Origin of the sequence: Streptomyces sp. NPDC085946 (assembly GCF_044540485.1) — a bacterium.
Lineage (GTDB): Bacteria > Actinomycetota > Actinomycetes > Streptomycetales > Streptomycetaceae > Streptomyces.
In genome coordinates this window covers 383924-402956 of the sequence record NZ_JBITSF010000002.1, presented here as the reverse complement: position 1 = coordinate 402956, position 19033 = coordinate 383924, and the positions used below count along the sequence as shown (strand labels likewise).

Genomic DNA, 19033 nt, shown 5'->3' with positions numbered 1-19033 from the left:
AACGGCCATCGTCGGCAACCGGGCCGCCGAGCGGAAGGAGGCACAGGGATGTCGTTCCGTCACACCCGTGTCGTCAAGGCGCTGCGGGACGAGGCCCGTCCGGTCGCCGAGGTGCCGGACCGCGTGGCGGGCCAGTGGGGCATCGGGGGCCTGGTCACCGCCGCGCACGGCCCCGTCCGCTTCACCGGACCCGAACGCGCCGTCGACGGCATCGGCCGCCGCGTGCTCGCCCTCACCCCGCGCCGGCCAGAGCGGGACGGGCCGCTGGTGCGACCGTGCGCCCCACCGCGCCGCCCGGGGTGGAGCACGGCCCGGCGCCCATGGCCCGGGAGCCGCACGCCTCGCCGACCGGCCCGGTGGAGCGGGCCGGACGCCACCGGTCCGCCGTCGCCGGGGCGCGGGCCGGGTACGACGCGGCGGCGGAGGCGGGGTCCGGGGCGGTCCGGGCCCGGCCGGGGTGCCCGAGGCGCTCAGGGGGTGAGGACCAGGACCCGGAACGGGCCGTGCGGGCGCGCCCCGCGGGTGTCGCCGTCGAGGTACCGCCAGCCCCAGCACCGCAGCGCCTCGGCGGTCGCGGTGTCGGCCCGGTCCACCAGGGTGACGCCGAGCGCGGCACCGTGGTCGGCGAGCAGGCGCCTCTGCAGGCGCCGGGCGAGGTTCCAGGCCCGGTCCTGGTTCTGCCGGCGCACCCGGGGCGGGACGAGGATGCCGGAGACCACGAAGAGGCGCCCGGCGGCGGCGAGGCGCAGCAGCCCGCCCGGCAGGTACCCGTCGAAGCCCTCCCACCGCGAGCCGTCGCCGCGCAGCGGGAAGCCGTAGGCGCATCCGGCCAGGGCGGTGGTCTCCGCGATGAGCAGGGAGAAGCCCGGTCGGCGTTCGTCGGCCGCCAGCCGGCGCAGGAAGGCGGTGCGGGCCTGGTTCCACGCCCACGGGCCGCCGCCGGAGGTCTCCGCGTACAGGTCGCCCAACTCCTCCAGCCGGTCCTCCGTCTGACGCCGTGTCAGTCGGCGGACGCGGGCTCCCTCACGGGGCGAGGCGCCCCGTTCCGGGCGGGGCGGACGCCCCTCGCGCGTGCCGGGGCGGGGTCCGGTGGCCGTGGGCGGGATCGGCGGCTCGTGCACCGTCATGAGGCAGGCCCTGCTCCGGGCGGGCGGACCCGGCCCGGCGTCGTCGCTCGCCGAGGGCGGCACCGGTGTCCCGGCCGGTGCGCGACGAACTCTCGGTAGTCCCACGGTACTCCCGGCCGCACCCCGGCCGGAGGCACGGGAACCCCGTCCCGGTCGCCCTGCCCTCCGGAACTGTTACGGTCCGTAACCCCCATCCGGCGGCCCGGAGGGTAGGGTGAAAGGACCGAGGGCACGACGCATGCCGGTGACCGGACCGGTTTCGCTCCCGGCGCACGACGACACCGCGCGGTCCGCCGTCCGGGACAGGTTCCGCCTCATGACCGTCTCCGCCGCCCGCCCTCGATCCGGCCGCCGCGGCACACCCGCCCCCCACCGCGCCTTCGCACCCGACGCGTGACCCCGCGCGCAGTGCCGCACACGGCACGCGCGGACCGGCCCCGCCGGCCGTCGTCATCCGCCTCTTCGAACGCCTCGGCCGGGTGCACGACGTGCGCCGGCCCGCCCGGGACCGGCCGTCCGCCCCCCAACCTCAGCTCCCCCCGGAGGAATCACCGTGATCACCACAGCACCGCCCGCCCCCGCCCGCCCCCTCCTGCGGCTGCGCCTCGCACCGCACAGCATGCTGCCGCGCCGCCTGGACGGGGCGTGGTGGCCGCGCTCCCCCGACCTCCTGGCGGAGCTGCCGGGTCTGCTCGCCGCGCTGCCGCGCGCCTGGGGCCACATCGCCGGCGTCACCGTGAACGGAGGGGCCTGGTCCGCCGCACCGGGGCGGATGCTCGTCTGCAACCAGGTGGTCCGCCTGAGCCGGGCCGCCGGGTCGCACGCCCCGGACACCGTCGTCCTGCTCTCCCCCGGCCACGGCCGCCGGGACCTGCTGGTCGTACCGTCCGAGACCCCCGAGGACGAGGCGGAGCGGCTGATGACCGCCGCCCTGAGAGGCGACCGCTCCTGAGGCCGGCGGGAGTAGCGTGGACCCGAGAAGAGCGAGAACGCGGCGCGCCCCCCGCCCGGCGGCCGCACCGGCCTCCCCACCGCTCCCGGCGGCAGCCGCCTTCCGCACCCGACCAGGCAGGTGAGCCCCATGCCCGACGCCGACCCCCCGCCTCCGGCAGGTCTCCTGGCGGACGGCGCGTACGCGTCCGTACGCCCCGGTACGGCGCTCCTGCGGCTCAGCACCACTCCCGACCGGCGGGGCGTCCTCGACGGTGCCTGGTGGCCCCGCTCCCGGGACGCCACCGTCGAACTGCCCGGCCTGGTCGGCGCGTTGACCGAGCGCCTCGGACCGGTCACCCGGATCGGCCTGGACGCCGCGGCCTGGGAGGAGCTGCCGACGCGGATGACGATCGACGGCCGCGTGGTGCACATCGACTCCTTCCCCGTGGGCGACGACACCGCCCTGGTGACCCGCGGCGACCAGGACCTCTTCTCGCTGCTCGTGATCCCGCCCGACGCGTCCCCGGAGACGGCGCGGGCCGCGACGGCCGAAGCCCTGCGCACCGGGAACCTCCGGCAGGCCGAGCAGATCCTCGTCGACACCGCCGGGGACCGAGGGGGCGGTGCGTGACCGCAATGCTGCGGTCCGGGTGCGGAAATATCTGTGGTCGTGACATGAGAAATACCCGAGGCGCGCGAGGAATGTTTTCCCGCGGGCAGCCGGGCCGTGAAAATGTGCAGTGCGTGCACCTTCGTGCCGTGGTACTGTCGATGTCAGTTGCAGTAGTGGTTGCCAGAAGGTTTTTTCCGACGGGGTGATCATCACGGCGACCGGAGTGCGCACAGGGCGAACTCCGAACACCGTTCCCGTAAGGAGAAAAACATGGCTTCCGGCACCGTGAAGTGGTTCAACGCGGAAAAGGGCTTCGGCTTCATCGAGCAGGACGGCGGCGGCGCCGACGTCTTCGCGCACTACTCGAACATCGCCACCTCCGGCTTCCGCGAGCTGCTGGAGGGCCAGAAGGTGACGTTCGACATCGCGCAGGGCCAGAAGGGCCCGACGGCCGAGAACATCGTTCCCGCCTGACACCCGCACCACGCATAACTTCGCAGCTGGGGCCCGCACCTTGGGGTGCGGGCCCCAGTTCGCTGCTTTTCAGGGCGCCTCACGGGGATTCTTCCATTCCCCGCCCGCGGGTGATTGTCGAAACTCCCTCGCGTATGAGATCCGGAATGCGCCCCCCTCGTTCTCCGGCTCGTTCTCGCGATTCTCTGCGCCGCTCCACTGCTGCGGAATGTCCTTGATACGTGCCGCATCAAGGAAAGTGTGAAGGTTCCGCATGAGTCATGCCCGCACAGCACGCACCACCCGCTCGTCCCGCACGAACGACCGCTTCGGCGGCAGTGCCGGACGCTCCGCCGCGCCGCGCCGCTTCCAGCGCTCCGGGTCCCGCCGGCCCGCCCCGCAGGGCGAGTTCGCACTGCCGGTGACCGTCACGCCCGCACTGCCCGCCGTCGAGTCGTTCGCCGAGCTCGCGCTCCCGGAGCCCTTCCACGCCGTGCTCGCGCGGCAGGGCGTGACCGCCCCGTTCCCCATCCAGGCGGCGACCCTGCCGAACTCGCTGGCCGGCCGGGACGTCCTCGGCCGCGGCCGCACCGGCTCGGGCAAGACCCTCGCCTTCGGCCTCGCCCTGCTGGCCCGGACCGCCGGCCGGCGCGCCGCGCCCCGGCAGCCGCTCGCCCTGGTCCTCGTGCCCACCCGGGAACTCGCCCAGCAGGTCACCGACGCGCTCACGCCGTACGCCCGGGCCGTGAAGCTGCGCCTGGCCACCGTGGTCGGCGGGATGTCGCTCGGCCGGCAGGCCGGGGCGCTGCGCGCCGGCGCCGAGGTCGTCGTCGCCACGCCCGGCCGCCTGAAGGACCTCATCGACCGGGGCGACTGCCGCCTGGACGACGTCACCCTCACCGTCCTCGACGAGGCCGACCAGATGACCGACATGGGCTTCATGCCGCAGGTCACCGCCCTGCTCGACCAGGTACGGCCGGAAGGCCAGCGGCTGCTGTTCTCCGCCACCCTGGACCGCAACGTCGACCTCCTCGTCCGCCGCTACCTCAGCGACCCGGTGGTCCACTCGGTCGACCCGTCCGCCGGAGCGGTCACCACGATGGAGCACCACGTGCTCCACGTCCACGACGCGGACAAGCAGCGCACGACCACCGAGATCGCCGCGCGCGACGGCCGGGTCCTGATGTTCCTGGACACCAAGCACGCCGTGGACCGGCTGACGCAGCACCTGCTGCACAACGGCGTCCGCGCCGCCGCCCTGCACGGCGGCAAGTCCCAGCCGCAGCGCACCCGGACGCTCGCCCAGTTCAAGGACGGCCACGTCACGGTCCTGGTCGCGACCAACGTCGCGGCGCGCGGCATCCACGTCGACGACCTCGACCTCGTCGTCAACGTCGACCCGCCCAGCGACCCCAAGGACTACCTGCACCGCGGCGGCCGCACCGCCCGCGCCGGCGAGTCCGGCACCGTCGTGACCCTGGTCACCCCGCAGCAGCGCCGCGGCATGACCCGCCTGATGGCCGACGCCGGCGTCACCCCGCGGATCACCCCGGTGCGCTCGGGCGAGGCGGAACTCAGCCGCATCACCGGGGCCCAGGCGCCGACCGGGGTGCCCGTCGTCATCACCGCGCCCGTGGCGGAACGCCCCCGTCGCGGCGCGTCCTCCTCGTCCCGTTCCCCGCGTTCGTCGGCCCGCTCCGCGGCACGCCGCCGCACGGGCGGCGCGGGCCAGGGCCGTCCGGCCGGCGAGGCGCCGCGCCGCGCGCCGCGCCGGCAGGCCGCCCCGCTCGACCCGGCCGCCTGAGGCCGCCCGGCCGGCCCGGCCGGCCCGGCCGGCCCGGCCGGCGCGGAACCGGCGGCGGGTGCCGGCAGCACGACGTCGTCGCAGCAGGAGAGCTCACCCACCCCCAGGAGGCAGCTTTGACACCGGTTCAGACGCAGCACCGGCACCCGGCCGGCGGTCCCGTGAGCGTGGCCGACGGACTCGACGGGTCCGGCCCCCGGGTCAGCGACGACATGACGGTCGAGGTGGCCCTGTCCGTCATGGCCGGCGCCCGCGTGGAGTTCCTGCTCGTGTGCGACGACGACGACCAGGGCACCGGCTCGGTCACCCGGGCCGAACTCGCCGACGTCCGCGCCGGCTCCGCGTACACCGACCGGATCCGGCTGCGGGACGTCCTCGCCCCGCCGTCCGCCTCGCGCGGCACCGGCCCCGCCGAGGCACGGCGGCGGAGCCGGCCCCTCGGCGTCCTGCCGCTCTCCCCCTGATCCGCCCGCACCGCCCCCTTCCCCCTCCCCCCTGCCCTCCGGCCGGACCGTTCTCCTTCTCCCCCTGTGAGGCACCATGCGCTGCGTCATCGCCCGCTACCCGTTCGATCTGACCAAGAACGGGGTGCTGGCCTCCATGAAGGGCATCACGCCCGAGCCCGTCACCGGTGAGTCCGTGACCATCGGGCGGCGTCGCTATCCCGCCAAGCAGGTGGGCGAGGTCATCACCCGGCAGGACCGCCGCGACTTCACCAGCGGCGAGGTCGTCCGGGCCATGACCCGCCTCGGCTTCACCTGCCACCCCCACCCCGAGGCGGCGCCCGCGCCGGCCGCCACCCCGCTCCAGACCGCCTCCGACCTGCTCGGCGGGCCCCTCCCGCGCGAGGCCTGAGGCGACGGGCGCCCCGCTCACCCCGGCCACTGAGCCCTGCCGACGCGCGTCGGCAGGGCTCAGTCGTGCGCGCGGCCGGGAACGTTCCCGTACGTCACCGCACCGTTCCGCAGTTCCGCGCCGTCCGGCCATTTCCCGAAAGCTGTCACGGCGAAAGTAGACATCGTTACGCAGCGACATTAGTGTTTCGGATGGAGCCAAGACGTCGGGCGCCGTTGCGGAGAAACAGTCCCGGGTCTTCGACGCGTCCCCCAAACGAAGGCGCTATGTCCGCTGATCATTCCCGCGCCGTCGACAGCCTCGACGACGACGACTACCCGGCCTACACCATGGGGCGGGCCGCCGCCATACTCGGCACCACCCCCGCCTTCCTGCGCGCCATCGGCGAGGCCAGGCTGATCACCCCGCTGCGTTCGGAAGGCGGCCACCGCCGGTACTCCCGGTATCAGCTGCGCATCGCCGCCCGGGCCCGCGAACTCGTCGACCAGGGCACTCCCATCGACGCCGCCTGCCGCATCATCATCCTCGAGGACCAGCTGGAGGAGGCCCAGCGCCTGAACGAGGAGCTCCGCCGGCGGAAGGCCGGACCGGCCGCCGGCGAGGACGGCTGACGCGGGGCCGGACGGCGCACGGCGGTGTGGGCCCACGGCCGCCGGTTATCTGCTGCGGCTGCTGCAGAATTACGGGCCGCGCCGGCGGAAGAATTCCACGCCCCGAAATCAGGGTGAAAGCCGAACGGGCCCGGCGCCGCAAGCTGTGCTACCGTGATAGAAGTTGCAGTTTGGTTACCGGTTACCAGAGGCTTGCCAGAGACTCTGAGTGCTTGCCGACCTTGCGTCGACGAGCACTCTTTTTGTTTCCGGCGATTTCCCGGAGCTTTCCAGGGCTTTTCGGTCGGGTCAATCGTCACTGCGACGCCGGGTCCGCACAGTGTGGACTCCGGAAACTGCCCCAAGGGAGATTCAATATGGCATCTGGCACCGTGAAGTGGTTCAACGCGGAAAAGGGCTTCGGCTTCATCGAGCAGGACGGCGGCGGCGCCGACGTGTTCGCCCACTACTCGAACATCGCCACCTCCGGCTTCCGCGAGCTTCAGGAGGGCCAGAAGGTGACTTTCGACGTCACGCAGGGCCAGAAGGGCCCGCAGGCGGAGAACATCGTTCCCGCCTGACGCTGACGCGTTCTACGTGACTGGGGTCCGCACGCCTGCGTGCGGGCCCCAGTTCCTTGCGTCCGCGCGCCGCCGACGCGCACGCACCCCCCTTGTCTTCAGTTTCTCCGGCTCATTCTTGTGAGTCCGCACGCGGGACCGCTGTCACCGCCTGCGTCGATTCCTCGATACGTGCCGCATCGAGGAAGGTTTTCATGGCCGCCGTGAACCGCACCGCCCGCACCGCCCAGGGCTCCGCCCGGGGCAGCCGCTCCGCCTCCTCCCGCACGGCCAAGGCCGGCCGCGGCGCACGCGGCGGGCGACCGGCCGCACCCGGCGGGGAGTTCGCCCTGCCGGTCACCCTCACCCCGGCCCTGCCGCCGGTCGAGGCGTTCGCCGAACTGGACCTGCCCGCCCGCCTGCTGACCACCCTGCGGGCCGAAGGCGTGACCGTCCCGTTCCCGATCCAGGCGGCGACCCTGCCGAACTCGCTGGCCGGCCGGGACGTCCTGGGCCGCGGCCGCACCGGCTCGGGCAAGACCCTCGCCTTCGGCCTCGCCCTGCTGGCCCGCACCCACGGGCAGCGCGCCGAGCCCCGGCAGCCGCTCGGCCTGGTCCTCGTGCCCACCCGGGAACTCGCCCAGCAGGTCACCGCCGCCCTCACCCCGCACGCCCGGGCACTCGGCCTGCGGCTGGCCACCGTGGTCGGCGGCGTGTCGATCGGCCGGCAGTCCAGCGCCCTGCGCGCCGGCGCCGAGGTCGTCGTCGCCACGCCCGGCCGCCTGAAGGACCTCATCGACCGGGGCGACTGCCGCCTGGACCGCGTCGCCGTCACCGTCCTCGACGAGGCCGACCAGATGGCCGACATGGGCTTCATGCCGCAGGTCACCGCCCTGCTCGACCAGGTGCGCCCCGGAGGCCAGCGGCTGCTGTTCTCCGCCACCCTGGACCGCAACGTCGACCTCCTCGTCCGCCGCTACCTGCACGACCCCGTGGTCCACTCGGTCGACCCGGCGGCGGGCGCGGTCACCACGATGGAGCACCACGTGCTCTACCTGGAAGAGGACCACAAGCACGCCGCCACCACCGAGATCGCCGCGCGCGACGGGCGCGTGATCATGTTCCTGGACACCAAGCACCGGGTGGACCGGCTCACCAAGAAGCTGCTGGCCGTCGGCGTGCGCGCCTCGGCCCTGCACGGCGGCCGGTCGCAGTCCCAACGCACCCGGACGCTCGCCCAGTTCAAGGACGGCCACGTCACGGTCCTGGTCGCGACCAACGTCGCGGCGCGCGGCATCCACGTCGACGACCTCGACCTCGTCGTCAACGTCGACCCGCCCAGCGACCCCAAGGACTACCTGCACCGCGGCGGCCGCACCGCCCGCGCCGGCGAGTCCGGCACCGTCGTCACCCTCGTCCTGCCCCACCAGCGCCGGGAGATGACCCGCCTGATGGCCGACGCCGGCATCACCCCGCGCACCACCACGGTGCGGCCGGGCGAGGCCGAACTGACCCGGATCACCGGCGCCCAGGCGCCCTCGGGCGTGCCCGTCACGCTCACTGCCCCGGCCCCCGAGCGCCCCGGGGGACCGGCCCGTACGGACGGTTCCCCGCGCGGGCGCCGCCGCCGGCCCGGCCGGGGCCGGCGCCGCTCCTCCGCCGAGGGCACCGGGCGCTGAAGCGGGTGCGTGCGCGCACGCCGGCGGGCGGACCGCCGGCGTGCGAGGCCGTGGGCGTGCGAGGCCGTACGGCTGCGGTGCCGAGCCCGTACGGCTGCGGTGCCGCGTGGGTGTCGTCTTCCTGCCGGGCGCGCGTGACCGGCCCGGGCGGGCGGTCCTTCCCACGCCGGGACGCCTGCGCGCCATGTCGCTGAAGTATCCTCCTCATTCATGTCGCACCCTGATGACCTGCTCGTCGGCATCGCCGCGCTGGTGGAGTCGGAGCACAACAGTCGGATGTCGCTCACGGTCGTGGTCCCCGGAGCCGTCATCACGGGACAACTCGCCCCCGAAGCCCTGTGGAAACAGCGCGTGGCGGAGGTGCTGCGGGACTCCGAGCAACTGAGGTCCTTCGCCGCCGTCTTCGCCCCGTCGCGGGACGAGGACGAGTCCGCCCGGCCCGCCCGGCCCACGCACCTGCACTTCCACGTCGCGCGGATCCTCCAGGGCAGCTACGGCATCCCCGACACCGGCGGCATGTACCGGGTGGCCCTGGCGGACGTCAGCGCCTGGACCGTGGGGAACATCAGCTACTCGGACCAGTGACCCCGGGGCGGCCGGGCGCGTGAGCCGCCGTCTCCCCCGACGCCCGGCCGCTTTTCCCGCACCCCGCTCCCGCCTCGCGGAACCACGCTGGACGCATACCCCCAGGGGGTATATCGTCGAGGTGTGTGAGGCCCGGGAGCGGGTCACACTGGTTGCGGGAAATGGGGACAGTGATCATGGACCACACCGCTCGTCACACCAGCACCTCCCACGGCCGTCCCGTCCACGGCCACGACGGACACGCGGGCCACGGCGGCCCGCACGGCGCCCCGGCGCCGGCGCCGGCGTCCTGGCCGATGGCGGTGAAGGCGACGCTGCACTGCCTGACCGGCTGCGCCATCGGCGAGATCCTCGGCATGGTCATCGGCACCGCCCTGCTGTGGGGCAACGTGCCCACCATGATCCTCGCGATCACGCTGGCGTTCCTGTTCGGCTACTCGTTCACCCTGTTCGCGGTCCTGCGGGCCGGTCTGGACCTGAAGTCCGCGATCAAGGTGGCCCTGGCCGCCGACACCGTCTCGATCGCGATCATGGAGCTCGTCGACAACCTCATCATCGCCCTCACGCCCGGCGCGATGGACGCCCACCTGTCCGACGGGCTCTTCTGGTCGGCGCTGCTGGGCGGCTTCGCGGTCGCCTTCCTCGTCACCACCCCGGTCAACAAGTGGATGATCGGGCGCGGCAAGGGGCACGCCGTCGTCCACGCCCACCACTGACAGGGTCCCCGCCCCGGGCGGGGACCCTGTCAGGGGAGCGCGTCGGCTTCCGGGGCGGGGGCGGCCGGGGCGGCCGGGGCGGGCCGGGAACGCGGGACGCGTGCGGCGAGCGCGCAGGCCGCCAGCGCGGCCGCGCCGCACACCGCTCCCGCCGCCCACAGTCCGCTGCGCGGGCCCGCCGCCTCGGCCAGCCGGCCGGTGAGCAGGGCGCCGAACGGGGTGGTGCCCTGGAAGACCACGGTGTAGAGGGCCATGACGCGGCCGCGGTAGGCGGGGTCCGTGCCGAGCTGGATGCGGTGGTTGCACGCCTGCGAGAAGGCCGTCATGGCGGCGCCCGTGCCGGCCAGGCACACCAGCGCCAGCGGGAACGACGGGGCGAGGCCGGAGCAGATCTCCAGGGCGGCGAACGCCACCGCCGCGGCCAGCACGGCGCTCTGGGGCGGCCGGTCCCGGCGGCCCGTCGTGGCGATGGCCGCCGCCAGGGAGCCGACGGCCATCGCCGCGCTGAGCAGCCCGAACGTACGCGGTCCCGTGCCGAACACCTCCTTGGCCAGCAGCGGCAGGGTGACCTGGAAGTTGAAGCCGGCCAGGGCGACCACGGCCAGCAGGGCCAGGGGCAGGGCCAGGTCGCGCCGGCCGGCGAGGTGGCGCAGGCCGGCCAGGACGCCGTCGCGCGGCGGCCGGTGCTCCGGGCGGTGCAGTTCGGCCGGGCGCACGGCCAGCAGGGCGGCGACGGTGGCGGCGTAGCTCACGGCGTTGGCGAGCATGACGGCCGCCACGTCCCACACGGCGATCGCGACGCCCGCGACGGCGGGGCCGAGGATGCGCGCGGTGGTGAAGTAGGCGGCGCTCAGCGCGGAGGCGTTGGGGAGCAGGCGCGGCCCGACGAGTTCGCCGACGAACGCCAGGCGGGTCGGCGTCTCCACGGCGTTGACCAGCCCGGTGGCGACCGCGCACGCCACGACGTGGCCCAGCCGGACGGCTCCGGACAGCACGGCCGCGGCGAGCGCGGCGGCCAGCAGGGCGGACGCCAGGTTCGCCCCGGCGAGCAGCAGCCGCTTGTCGAAGCGGTCGGCCATCCGGCCGCCCAGCAGGGTGAACAGCAGGACGGGCCCGAACTGGGCGGCGGTCACCGCGGCCAGCGCGGTGGGCGAGTCGCCGGTGAGCCGCAGGACGAGCCAGTCCTGGGCGACGACCATCGCCCACGTGCCGGTGGCGGAGGCCAGCTGTCCCAGGGCGAACAACCGGAAGTTGCGCACCCGCAGGGACGCCGTGACGGTCCCGAGGACCGTCACGGGACCGCGTCCCCGCCCGCGCCCAGCAGGCACTCCTCGGCGAAGGCGAGGACGCGCAGGTGGTGGGTGCGGGCGGCGCGGCCCAGGCTGATGTTGTGCCCGGCGTGCGGCAGCCACTCGGTGCGGACGAACGGCGCGGACAGCGCGGCCGTCATCCGGGCGACGGTGTCCGGGTCGGTCCGCCACAGCCGCTCGTGCTCGGCGAAGGCGAACCGCACCGGGACCCGCACCCGCGGCGCCAGGCGGGCGTACGTGCGCGGCCAGTGCGGCACCTGCGCGGCCTCCCCGGCGGGCATCGGCCCGACCAGGCCGGCGAGGGCCTGGAACGTGCCCGGCGGGTACAGATCGAGCGGGCCCCAGTGCAGCCGGCGGCTGGGGGCCTCGCCGAGCCGGTCCGGGGCGATCGCCCAGCGGTCGCTGAGGCCGTTGACGTCCACCCCGAGCAGGCGCTCCCCGCCCGGCCGGGCGGCCAGCGCGAGGGCGAGCTTCCCGCCGAGCGAGTGCCCGGCGACCAGCACCCGCCCGGACAGCCCGGCGGAGGCGGCGAAGGCGTCGACGGCCGCGGCCACCCGGGCGGCCTGCTCCTCCAGGACCAGGCCGTCCGGCAGGTGCCGGGCCGAGGCGCCGTAGCCGGGGCGGTCCACGGCGAGCGCGGCGAAGCCGCAGGCGGCGGCCAGGGCGAGGAGCGAGCCGGCCGGGTCGGCGGGCCCGGCGAAGTAGCCGGCCCGCATGCCGCCGCCGTGCAGCGCGACGAGCAGGGCGCGCGGCGGGCCCTGCGGGAGGGAGACCAGTCCCGACAGCACGAGTCCGCCGCCCGCGTCCAGGACCACGGGCTCCACCGGGGCGGTGGGGGCGGCGGCCGGCGGGGAGTGGCGGGTCGCCGGGGGGTGGGCCGTGGGGGCCGTCGGATGGACCGTGGGCGTCGTCGTGGGGTGGGGTGCGGGCGCCGTCGGGTGGTCCGTGGGCGCCGCCGCGAGGTGCGCTGTGGGTGCCGCGGGGTGAGGGGCGGGTGCCGCGGGGTGAGGGGCGGGGGCCGCCGCCGGGTGGGGTGCGGGCGCCGCCAGGTGGTCCGTGGGCACCGCCGCGGGCTGCGCTGTGGGTGCCGCGGGGTGAGGGGCGGGCGCTCCCGCCGGATGGGGCGTGTCCGCCTCCGTCGGGCGGGTCGTGTCCGCCTCCGTCGGTCGGGCCTCGGGTACCACCGCCGAACAGGCCGCGCCCGCCGCCGAGTTGGGCGCGGACGCCGTCACGGAGTGGGCCGTGCCCGCCGCCGAGTTGGACGCGGACGCCGTCACGGAGGAGGCTGCGCCCGCCGCGGGGTGGGGCGCGGGCACTCCCGCCGGACGGGCCGGGTCCGCCACCGCCGGACCCGGCACGTCCGCCGCCGGGTGGACCGGGAGCTCGGCCGCGGGCTTCGCCCCCGGGTGGCCCGGGCCGGCCGCGTCGGCCGCCCCCGGGCGGGCGGCGGGCGGCGCCGGTGCCGTCGCCGGTCCCCCGTACGGGCGGTCCGGGTCGGCGGGTCCCTCGCGGGGCGGGGTCACGCTGGGGTCGGCGGGTGGGGTGGGGTCGTGGTCGTCCTCGGTCACGGTCACGGGGTCTCGCTCTCTTTCTCGTGCGTCGTGCGTGGTGCCCGCCCCACGGGCCCGGCCCCGCCGCTCGTGCGGCAGGGCCGGGCCCGGTCGACTCCCCGGCAGGTCAGCCCAGCGACAGGACCGTCGTCAGGACGTGCCGCAGGGTCGGTTCGGCCTCCTCGGCCGGGGCCGGGCCGGACGCCCGCCAGGCGACGAATCCGTCCGGGCGGACGAGGACCGCGCCGCCGGGCAGCGTGCCGTGGCGGGCCGCCCAGTCGGCGCCGTCCTCGGGCGTGAGGTCGGCGTCGGGGGACGTGCCCACCCGGTACGGCGTCAGGGGCACCGACAGCTCCTCGGCCAGGCGTACGGCGGCCTCGTGCCAGGCGTTCGGGGTGTCGGCGTCGGCGAGCAGCACCATGTCGCGCTCGTACAGGTCGAGCGTCGAGACGCGTTCGCCGCGGCGGCTCACCCACAGGTGGGGGGCCCTGGTGCCCGGCTCGCCGGCCAGGGTGAGGGACTCGGGGACGACCGGGACCGCCGGGTCGGCGCCGACGACGGCGCCCTTCGGGTAGCGGTAGCCGAGGGCCACGTTGAGGATGCCGCCGCCGGGACCACCGGGACCACCGCCAGGACCGCCAGGACCGCCAGGACCGCCGGGGCCGCCGGGCGCGCCGCCGCCCATGCCGGGCGGCGGGGTGAAGCCGGGGTGGCTGTGCTCCGCGGAGCGCCCGGCGGCGCGGGCGGTGGTCGCCTCCGCCACCGGACGGCGCTCGGCGTCGTAGCTGTCCAGCAGGCCCTCGCCCGCCCAGCCGCCGAGGACCGCGGCCAGTTTCCACGCGAGGTTGTGGGCGTCCTGGATACCGGTGTTGGAGCCGAAGGCGCCCGTGGGGGACATCTCGTGGGCCGAGTCGCCGGCCAGGAAGACCCGGCCGGCGCGGTACTGGCGGGCGACGCGCTGGGCGGCGTGCCAGGGCGCCTTGCCGGTGATCTCCACGTCGAGGTCGGGCACCCCGATCGCGCGGCGGATGTGGTCGGCGCAGCGCTCGTCGGTGAAGTCCTCCACCGTCTCGCCGTTCTCGGGGTGCCAGGGCGCGTGGAAGACCCAGTTCTCGCGGTTGTCCACGGGCAGCAGGGCGCCGTCGGCCTCCGGGTTGGTCAGGTAGCAGACGATGAAGTGACGGTCGCCCACGTACTCGGCCAGGCCGCGGGAGCGGAAGGTGACGCTGACGTTGTGGAACAGGTCGCCCAGGCCGCTCTGGCCGATGCCGAGCTGCTCGCGGACCGGGCTGCGGGGGCCGTCGGCGGCGACGAGGTACTCCGCGCGGACGGTGGTGTGCTCGCCCGTCTCCCGGCTCTTGACCACCGCCGTGACACCGGTCGAGTCCTCGGTGAACGACTGGAGTTCGGTGGAGAAGCGGATGTCGCCGCCGAGTTCCACGGCGTGGTCGAGCAGGACCGGTTCGAGGTCGTTCTGGCTGCACAGGCACCAGGAGCTGGGGCTGAAACGGGCCAGTCCGCCGCCCGGGTCGATCTCCCGGAACAGCCACTCGCCCGCGTCGCCGACCAGGGTGGGCGTCTGCAGGATGCCGTGGTTGCCGGCCAGGACGTCCGCCGCCTGCCGGATCGCCTGCTCGACGCCGGCGACCCGGTACACCTCCATCGTGCGGACGTTGTTCCCGCGTCCGCGGGGATGGATGGAGGTGCCCGCGTGACGCTCCACCAGCATGTGCCGGACCCCGAGCCGGCCCAGGAACAGGGACGTCGACAGACCCACGAGCGATCCGCCGACGACCAGGACCGGGACCTGGTGGACCGTGCCCCCGGCCCGATCGGCTCTTGCGTTCATCTCTCTCCTCCAGCGCGTGATTTCCGCCCACTCGGCCGGTTTCGGCCGGGGTCATGCATGCCCCGCGAGGCCGGAGCGCGGTGCACCGGGGAACACACTTCACCCGCTTAACCCGTTGCGTTCGCGCAGTGGCACGGAGCGCCTGACGATCGTGCTCACGGGCCGACGCACCGTCATGTGACGCGCCGGCCGCCCTCACCGCTCCTCCAGGAAGAGGTGTGCCGCAATGTCGGTCGCTGCCGCTGTGTCAACGGTCCCGGACCGTGTCCCCATCACCGTGTTCGACGACGCCCGGGTACGGGTCGTCCTGATGCTGGACGTCCGCGACGGAACGCAAGCGGAGGTCCTGGAAGCCTACGAGCGGATGTGCAAGCGCGTCGCCGCCGTGCCGGGGCACATCAGCGACCAGCTCTGCCAGTCGCTGGAGAACCCCACCCAGTGGCTCATCACCAGCGAGTGGGAGAGCGCGCCGGAGTTCCTCGCCTGGGCCAACAGCGAGGAACACCTGGAGATGGTCCGCCCCCTGGAGCCCTACGTCCGCGGCACCCATTCGATGCGCTACTCGGTGCTGCGCGAGACGGCCGGGGCGGACGCCGGGGAGCGCGCGGCGGCCCGGGGCGCGCTGCAGCCCCGGCCGCGCATCGGCGACAACCTGGTCCGGCACGCCGTCACCTGGACCGTCAAGCCCGCCAGCGTCGGCCGGGTCGCGGAGATCCTCTCCGGCTACACCTCGCCCGAGGTGCGGGTGGACGACACCACGCGGCTGCTGCGCACCTCCCTCTTCATGCACGGCAACCGGGTCGTCCGGGCGATCGAGGTGCGGGGCGACCTGCAGGCCGCCCTGCGCCACGTGGCCCGGCAGCCCGAGGTGCGCGCCGTCGAGGAGGCCCTCAACCCGCACCTGGAGCAGGACCGGGACCTGACCGACCCGCGCTCCGCCCGGTTGTTCTTCACCCTGGCCGCGCTGCCCGCCGTCCACCACGTGATGTCCGGGCGCGAGACGGGCCGCGACATAGAACGATGCGCGCTGCACTACCCGGCCCGCCCCGGCGCCGGAGCGGCGCTCGCGCGGCTGCTGGCGCGGCAGGGCGAGGCCGCCGTGGGCGACCCGGACAATCCGGTCGTCGCCTGCACCCTCTTCCACCGCGACGACCTGGTCGTCCGGCTCGTCGACACGGTGGCCGCGCCGGACACCGCGCCCGGCGCCGTCCTCGCCCTCTCCGACCCGGACGCCCGCGCCGAGGCCGGCCGGCTGCTGGACGCGGCCGCGCTCGGCGTCGACGGCCCCCTCACCGACGACCGGGCGGCGGCGCGGCTCCTCGCGCAGGCCCGGATGCGGCCCCTCACCGACCGACGGGCGCCGGTCGCCTGATCACCCGCTTTGCCGACATCAAGGGAGTGACCGACATGGCAGAACTGCAGGCACGCATCGTCGACTTCGACGACGTCCCGCCCAACCGACGGCGCGGCGGAGACGTCCGGGCCCTGCTCACGCCCACCACCGCGGGGGCGACCAGCGGCTTCATGGGCGTGGCCGTCGTGCGGCCCGGTGAGCGCATCACCGAGCACTACCACCCGTACTCCGAGGAGTTCGTGTACGTCACCGAGGGCGCCTTCGAGGTGGACCTGGACGACGAACCGGTCTTCCTGCGGACCGGGCAGGGGCTGCTCATCCCCAAGGACGTGCGCCACCGCTTCCGCAACACCGGTGACGTCGAGGCGCGTCTCGTGTTCCACCTGGGCCCGCTGGCGCCCCGGCCGGACCTCGGGCACGTCGACACCGAGGAGAGCGACGAGACCGCACCCGCCGGGGCGGTGTCATGACCCGCCGGGTCGTCGTCACCGGCATAGGCGTCGTCGCCCCGGGCGGGATCGGCACGGCCCGGTTCTGGGACCTGCTGGCCGACGGGCGCACGGCGACGCGCCGGATCTCCCTGTTCGATCCCGAGGGCCTGCGGTCGCAGATAGCGGCCGAGTGCGACTTCGATCCGGCGGAGCACGGGCTGGACGGCGAGACCGTCGAGCGCTGCGACCGGTACGTGCAGTTCGCGCTGGTCGCCGCCGCCGAGGCGGTCCGCGACGCCGGCCTGGACACCACCCGCGAGGACCCCTGGCGGATGGGCGCGGTGCTCGGCACCGCGGTCGGCGGCACCACCCGTCTGGAGCACGACTACGTCGCGGTCAGCGAGCGCGGCGCGCGCTGGGACGTGGACCACCGGCGGGCCGGCCCGCACCTGCACCGCGCCTTCGCCCCCAGCACGCTGGCCTCCACCGTCGCCGAGACGTTCGGCGCGCAGGGCCCGGTGCAGACCGTCTCCACCGGCTGCACGTCCGGTCTGGACGCGGTCGGATACGCCTATCACGCCATTGCCGAGGGCCGTGCCGACGTGTGCATCGCGGGCGCCTCGGACTCACCGATATCCCCGATCACCATGGCGTGCTTCGACGCCATCAAGGCGACCTCGCCCACCAACGACGACCCGGAGCACGCCTCCCGCCCGTTCGACGCCCACCGCAACGGGTTCGTGATGGGCGAGGGCGGCGCGGTGCTCGTCCTGGAGGACCTGGAGCACGCCCGGGCCCGCGGCGCGGACGTGTACTGCGAGCTCGCCGGCTACGCCACCTTCGGCAACGCCCACCACATGACCGGGCTGACCCGGGAGGGCCTGGAGATGGCGCGGGCCATCGACACCGCGCTGGACATGGCCCGCCTGGACGGCACGGACATCGACTACGTCAACGCGCACGGCTCCGGCACGCAGCAGAACGACCGGCACGAGACCGCGGCGGTCAAGCGGTCGCTGGGCGAGCACGCGTACCGGACGCCGATGAGCTCGATCAAGTCGATGGTGGGCCACTCGCTCGGCGCGATCGGCTCGATCGAGGTCGTCGCCTGCGTCCTCGCCCTGGCGCACCAGGTGGTGCCGCCCACGGCCAACTACGAGACACCGGACCCCGAATGCGACCTGGACTACGTGCCGCGCGTGGCGCGCGAGCGGGAGCTGCGCAGCGTGCTGTCGGTCGGCAGCGGCTTCGGCGGCTTCCAGTCCGCGGTGGTGCTCACCGGTCCGGAGAGGAGGCTGCGATGAGCGCACCCCGTCGAGCCGTCGTCACCGGGCTCGGGGTGGTGGCACCCCACGGCATCGGCGCCGAGACGTTCTGGAAGACGACCGCGGACGGCACCAGCAGCCTGGCCCGGATCGACCGGGAGGGCTGCGGCCACCTGCCGCTGAAGATCGCCGGCCAGGTCCCCGACTTCGACCCGGCCACGCTGATCGAGGACACCTACCTCGTCCAGACGGACCGCTTCTCCCACTTCGCGCTGTCGGCGGCCCAGCTCGCCCTGGACGACGCGCGGCTGGCCCGCGCCGACATCGACTCGCCGTACTCGGTGGGCGTGGTGACGGCCGCGGGCTCCGGCGGCGGCGAGTTCGGCCAGCGCGAGCTGCAGAAACTGTGGGGCCAGGGTTCGAAGTACGTCGGCCCCTACCAGTCGATCGCCTGGTTCTACGCGGCGAGCACCGGCCAGATCTCCATCCGGGGCGGCTTCAAGGGCCCCTGCTCGGTGCTGGCCGCCGACGAGGCCGGCGGTCTGGACGCCCTGGCGCACGCCGCGGCGGCGGTGCGGCGCGGCACCGACACCGTCGTCGTCGGGGCGACCGAGGCCCCGCTGGCGCCGTACTCGATGGTCTGCCAGCTGGGCTATCCGGAGCTGAGCCGCGACGGCGACCCGGAGCGGGCCTACCGCCCCTTCACCTCCGGCGCCTGCGGGTTCGTGCCCGCCGAGGGCGGGGCGATGTTCGTCCTGGAGGAGGAGCGCGCGGCACGCGAGCGCGGCGCCGACGCCCGGGCGACGGTGGCCGGGCACGCGGCGACGTTCACGGGCGCCTCCCGCTGGGAGGAGTCCCGGGCCGGCCTGGCGCAGGCCGTCCGCGCCGCGCTCGCGGAGGCGGACTGCCGGCCCGAGGACGTGGACGTGGTGTTCGCCGACGCCCTCGGCGTGCCGGAGGCCGACCGGGCGGAGGCGCTGGCGCTGGCCGACGCGCTCGGCCCGCACGCGCGGCGCGTCCCCGTCACCGCGCCCAAGACGGGGCTCGGCCGGGCGTTCTGCGCGGCCGCGGTGCTCGACGTGGCGACCGCGGTGCTCGCCATGGAGCACGACCTGATCCCGCCCACCCCGCACGTGTTCGACGTCTGCCACGACCTGGATCTGGTGGTCGGCCGGGCACGTCCCGCCGAGGCGCGCACCGCCCTGGTGCTCAGCCGCGGGCTGATGGGCTGCAACTCGGCGCTCGTCCTGCGCAAGGGCGCGGCGCCCGTCCCCGAGTAGGCCCGCCGGGCCCGCCGGGGCGAAGACCGAAGCGCAACACCAGCCGGACCGGAGCCGGACACCGGCGCGAGAAGGAGTA

19 protein-coding genes are annotated in these 19033 nt (G+C 75.0%); 15 read left to right on the top strand and 4 right to left on the bottom strand.

The features are described 5' to 3' along the window. Positions 1 to 470: 470 nt before the first annotated feature. Positions 471 to 1127, bottom strand: coding sequence for a hypothetical protein (locus tag ACIF8T_RS07440; protein WP_400032146.1), 657 nt, complete (start codon positions 1125 to 1127; stop codon positions 471 to 473). 553 nt (positions 1128 to 1680) lie between these two features. On the opposite strand from ACIF8T_RS07440, the gene ACIF8T_RS07435 reads away from it, so the two are divergent. The 11 genes from ACIF8T_RS07435 to ACIF8T_RS07385 all read left to right on the top strand — a co-directional run bounded on the left by ACIF8T_RS07435 (position 1681) and on the right by ACIF8T_RS07385 (position 9915). Continuing rightward, complete coding sequence (locus ACIF8T_RS07435; RefSeq protein ID WP_400032144.1) at positions 1681 to 2079, top strand: DUF5994 family protein; 399 nt, start codon at positions 1681 to 1683, stop codon at positions 2077 to 2079. 129 nt (positions 2080 to 2208) lie between these two features. Then, complete coding sequence (locus ACIF8T_RS07430) at positions 2209 to 2691, top strand: DUF5994 family protein (protein ID WP_400032142.1); 483 nt, start codon at positions 2209 to 2211, stop codon at positions 2689 to 2691. Between the two features lie 252 nt (positions 2692 to 2943). Beyond that, positions 2944 to 3147, top strand: a complete 204-nt coding sequence (locus ACIF8T_RS07425; protein ID WP_400032140.1) for a cold-shock protein — start codon at positions 2944 to 2946, stop codon at positions 3145 to 3147. A 253-nt stretch (positions 3148 to 3400) separates the two neighbouring features. Further along, positions 3401 to 4930, top strand: a complete 1530-nt coding sequence (locus ACIF8T_RS07420; protein ID WP_400032138.1) for a DEAD/DEAH box helicase — start codon at positions 3401 to 3403, stop codon at positions 4928 to 4930. Positions 4931 to 5046: 116 nt separating this feature from the next. Next, on the top strand, positions 5047 to 5394 hold the full coding sequence (locus tag ACIF8T_RS07415; protein ID WP_400032136.1) for a hypothetical protein: 348 nt from the start codon (positions 5047 to 5049) through the stop codon (positions 5392 to 5394). A gap of 76 nt (positions 5395 to 5470) precedes the next feature. Continuing rightward, the gene (locus ACIF8T_RS07410) at positions 5471 to 5785 is read left to right on the top strand and encodes an SCO5918 family protein (RefSeq protein ID WP_400032134.1); all 315 of its coding nucleotides are present in this window, start codon (positions 5471 to 5473) and stop codon (positions 5783 to 5785) included. 266 nt (positions 5786 to 6051) lie between these two features. Then, entirely contained in the window at positions 6052 to 6396 is a 345-nt protein-coding gene (locus ACIF8T_RS07405) for a MerR family transcriptional regulator (RefSeq protein WP_400032132.1), read from the top strand. A gap of 356 nt (positions 6397 to 6752) precedes the next feature. Further along, on the top strand, positions 6753 to 6956 hold the full coding sequence (locus tag ACIF8T_RS07400) for a cold-shock protein (protein WP_007383480.1): 204 nt from the start codon (positions 6753 to 6755) through the stop codon (positions 6954 to 6956). Positions 6957 to 7150: 194 nt separating this feature from the next. After that, positions 7151 to 8614, top strand: coding sequence for a DEAD/DEAH box helicase (locus ACIF8T_RS07395; RefSeq protein ID WP_400032130.1), 1464 nt, complete (start codon positions 7151 to 7153; stop codon positions 8612 to 8614). Positions 8615 to 8824: 210 nt separating this feature from the next. Continuing rightward, positions 8825 to 9199, top strand: coding sequence for a hypothetical protein (locus ACIF8T_RS07390; RefSeq protein WP_400032128.1), 375 nt, complete (start codon positions 8825 to 8827; stop codon positions 9197 to 9199). Positions 9200 to 9375: 176 nt separating this feature from the next. Further along, positions 9376 to 9915 carry a DUF4396 domain-containing protein gene (locus ACIF8T_RS07385; protein WP_400032126.1) on the top strand — a complete coding sequence of 180 codons (540 nt, stop codon included), beginning with the start codon at positions 9376 to 9378 and terminating at the stop codon, positions 9913 to 9915. Positions 9916 to 9944: 29 nt separating this feature from the next. Here the strand turns inward: ACIF8T_RS07385 and ACIF8T_RS07380 are convergent, their stop codons facing one another. From ACIF8T_RS07380 to ACIF8T_RS07370, 3 genes are all read right to left on the bottom strand, one after another. Further along, positions 9945 to 11210 carry an MFS transporter gene (locus ACIF8T_RS07380; protein ID WP_400032124.1) on the bottom strand — a complete coding sequence of 422 codons (1266 nt, stop codon included), beginning with the start codon at positions 11208 to 11210 and terminating at the stop codon, positions 9945 to 9947. Next, positions 11207 to 12799 (bottom strand): alpha/beta fold hydrolase, encoded by a 1593-nt coding sequence (locus ACIF8T_RS07375; RefSeq protein ID WP_400032122.1) that lies wholly within the window; start codon positions 12797 to 12799, stop codon positions 11207 to 11209. Before ACIF8T_RS07375 ends, ACIF8T_RS07380 begins: the two co-directional genes overlap by 4 nt. A gap of 103 nt (positions 12800 to 12902) precedes the next feature. After that, positions 12903 to 14624: an FAD-dependent oxidoreductase gene (locus tag ACIF8T_RS07370; RefSeq protein ID WP_400032120.1), complete on the bottom strand. Its 1722-nt coding sequence runs from the start codon at positions 14622 to 14624 to the stop codon at positions 12903 to 12905. A 226-nt stretch (positions 14625 to 14850) separates the two neighbouring features. Here ACIF8T_RS07370 and ACIF8T_RS07365 point away from each other — a divergent pair, with 226 nt between their 5' ends. Genes ACIF8T_RS07365 through ACIF8T_RS07350 form a run of 4 tightly spaced genes read left to right on the top strand, consistent with a single transcriptional unit; the run spans position 14851 to position 18954 of the window. Then, complete coding sequence (locus ACIF8T_RS07365) at positions 14851 to 15996, top strand: SchA/CurD-like domain-containing protein (protein WP_400032118.1); 1146 nt, start codon at positions 14851 to 14853, stop codon at positions 15994 to 15996. Positions 15997 to 16031: 35 nt separating this feature from the next. Then, complete coding sequence (locus ACIF8T_RS07360; RefSeq protein WP_400032116.1) at positions 16032 to 16448, top strand: cupin domain-containing protein; 417 nt, start codon at positions 16032 to 16034, stop codon at positions 16446 to 16448. Further along, a complete protein-coding gene (locus ACIF8T_RS07355) occupies positions 16445 to 17713 on the top strand; it encodes a beta-ketoacyl-[acyl-carrier-protein] synthase family protein (protein WP_400032114.1) in 1269 nt (422 codons plus the stop codon). Before ACIF8T_RS07360 ends, ACIF8T_RS07355 begins: the two co-directional genes overlap by 4 nt. Then, positions 17710 to 18954, top strand: coding sequence for a ketosynthase chain-length factor (locus ACIF8T_RS07350; protein WP_400032112.1), 1245 nt, complete (start codon positions 17710 to 17712; stop codon positions 18952 to 18954). Before ACIF8T_RS07355 ends, ACIF8T_RS07350 begins: the two co-directional genes overlap by 4 nt. The last annotated feature ends 79 nt before the right edge of the window (positions 18955 to 19033 follow it).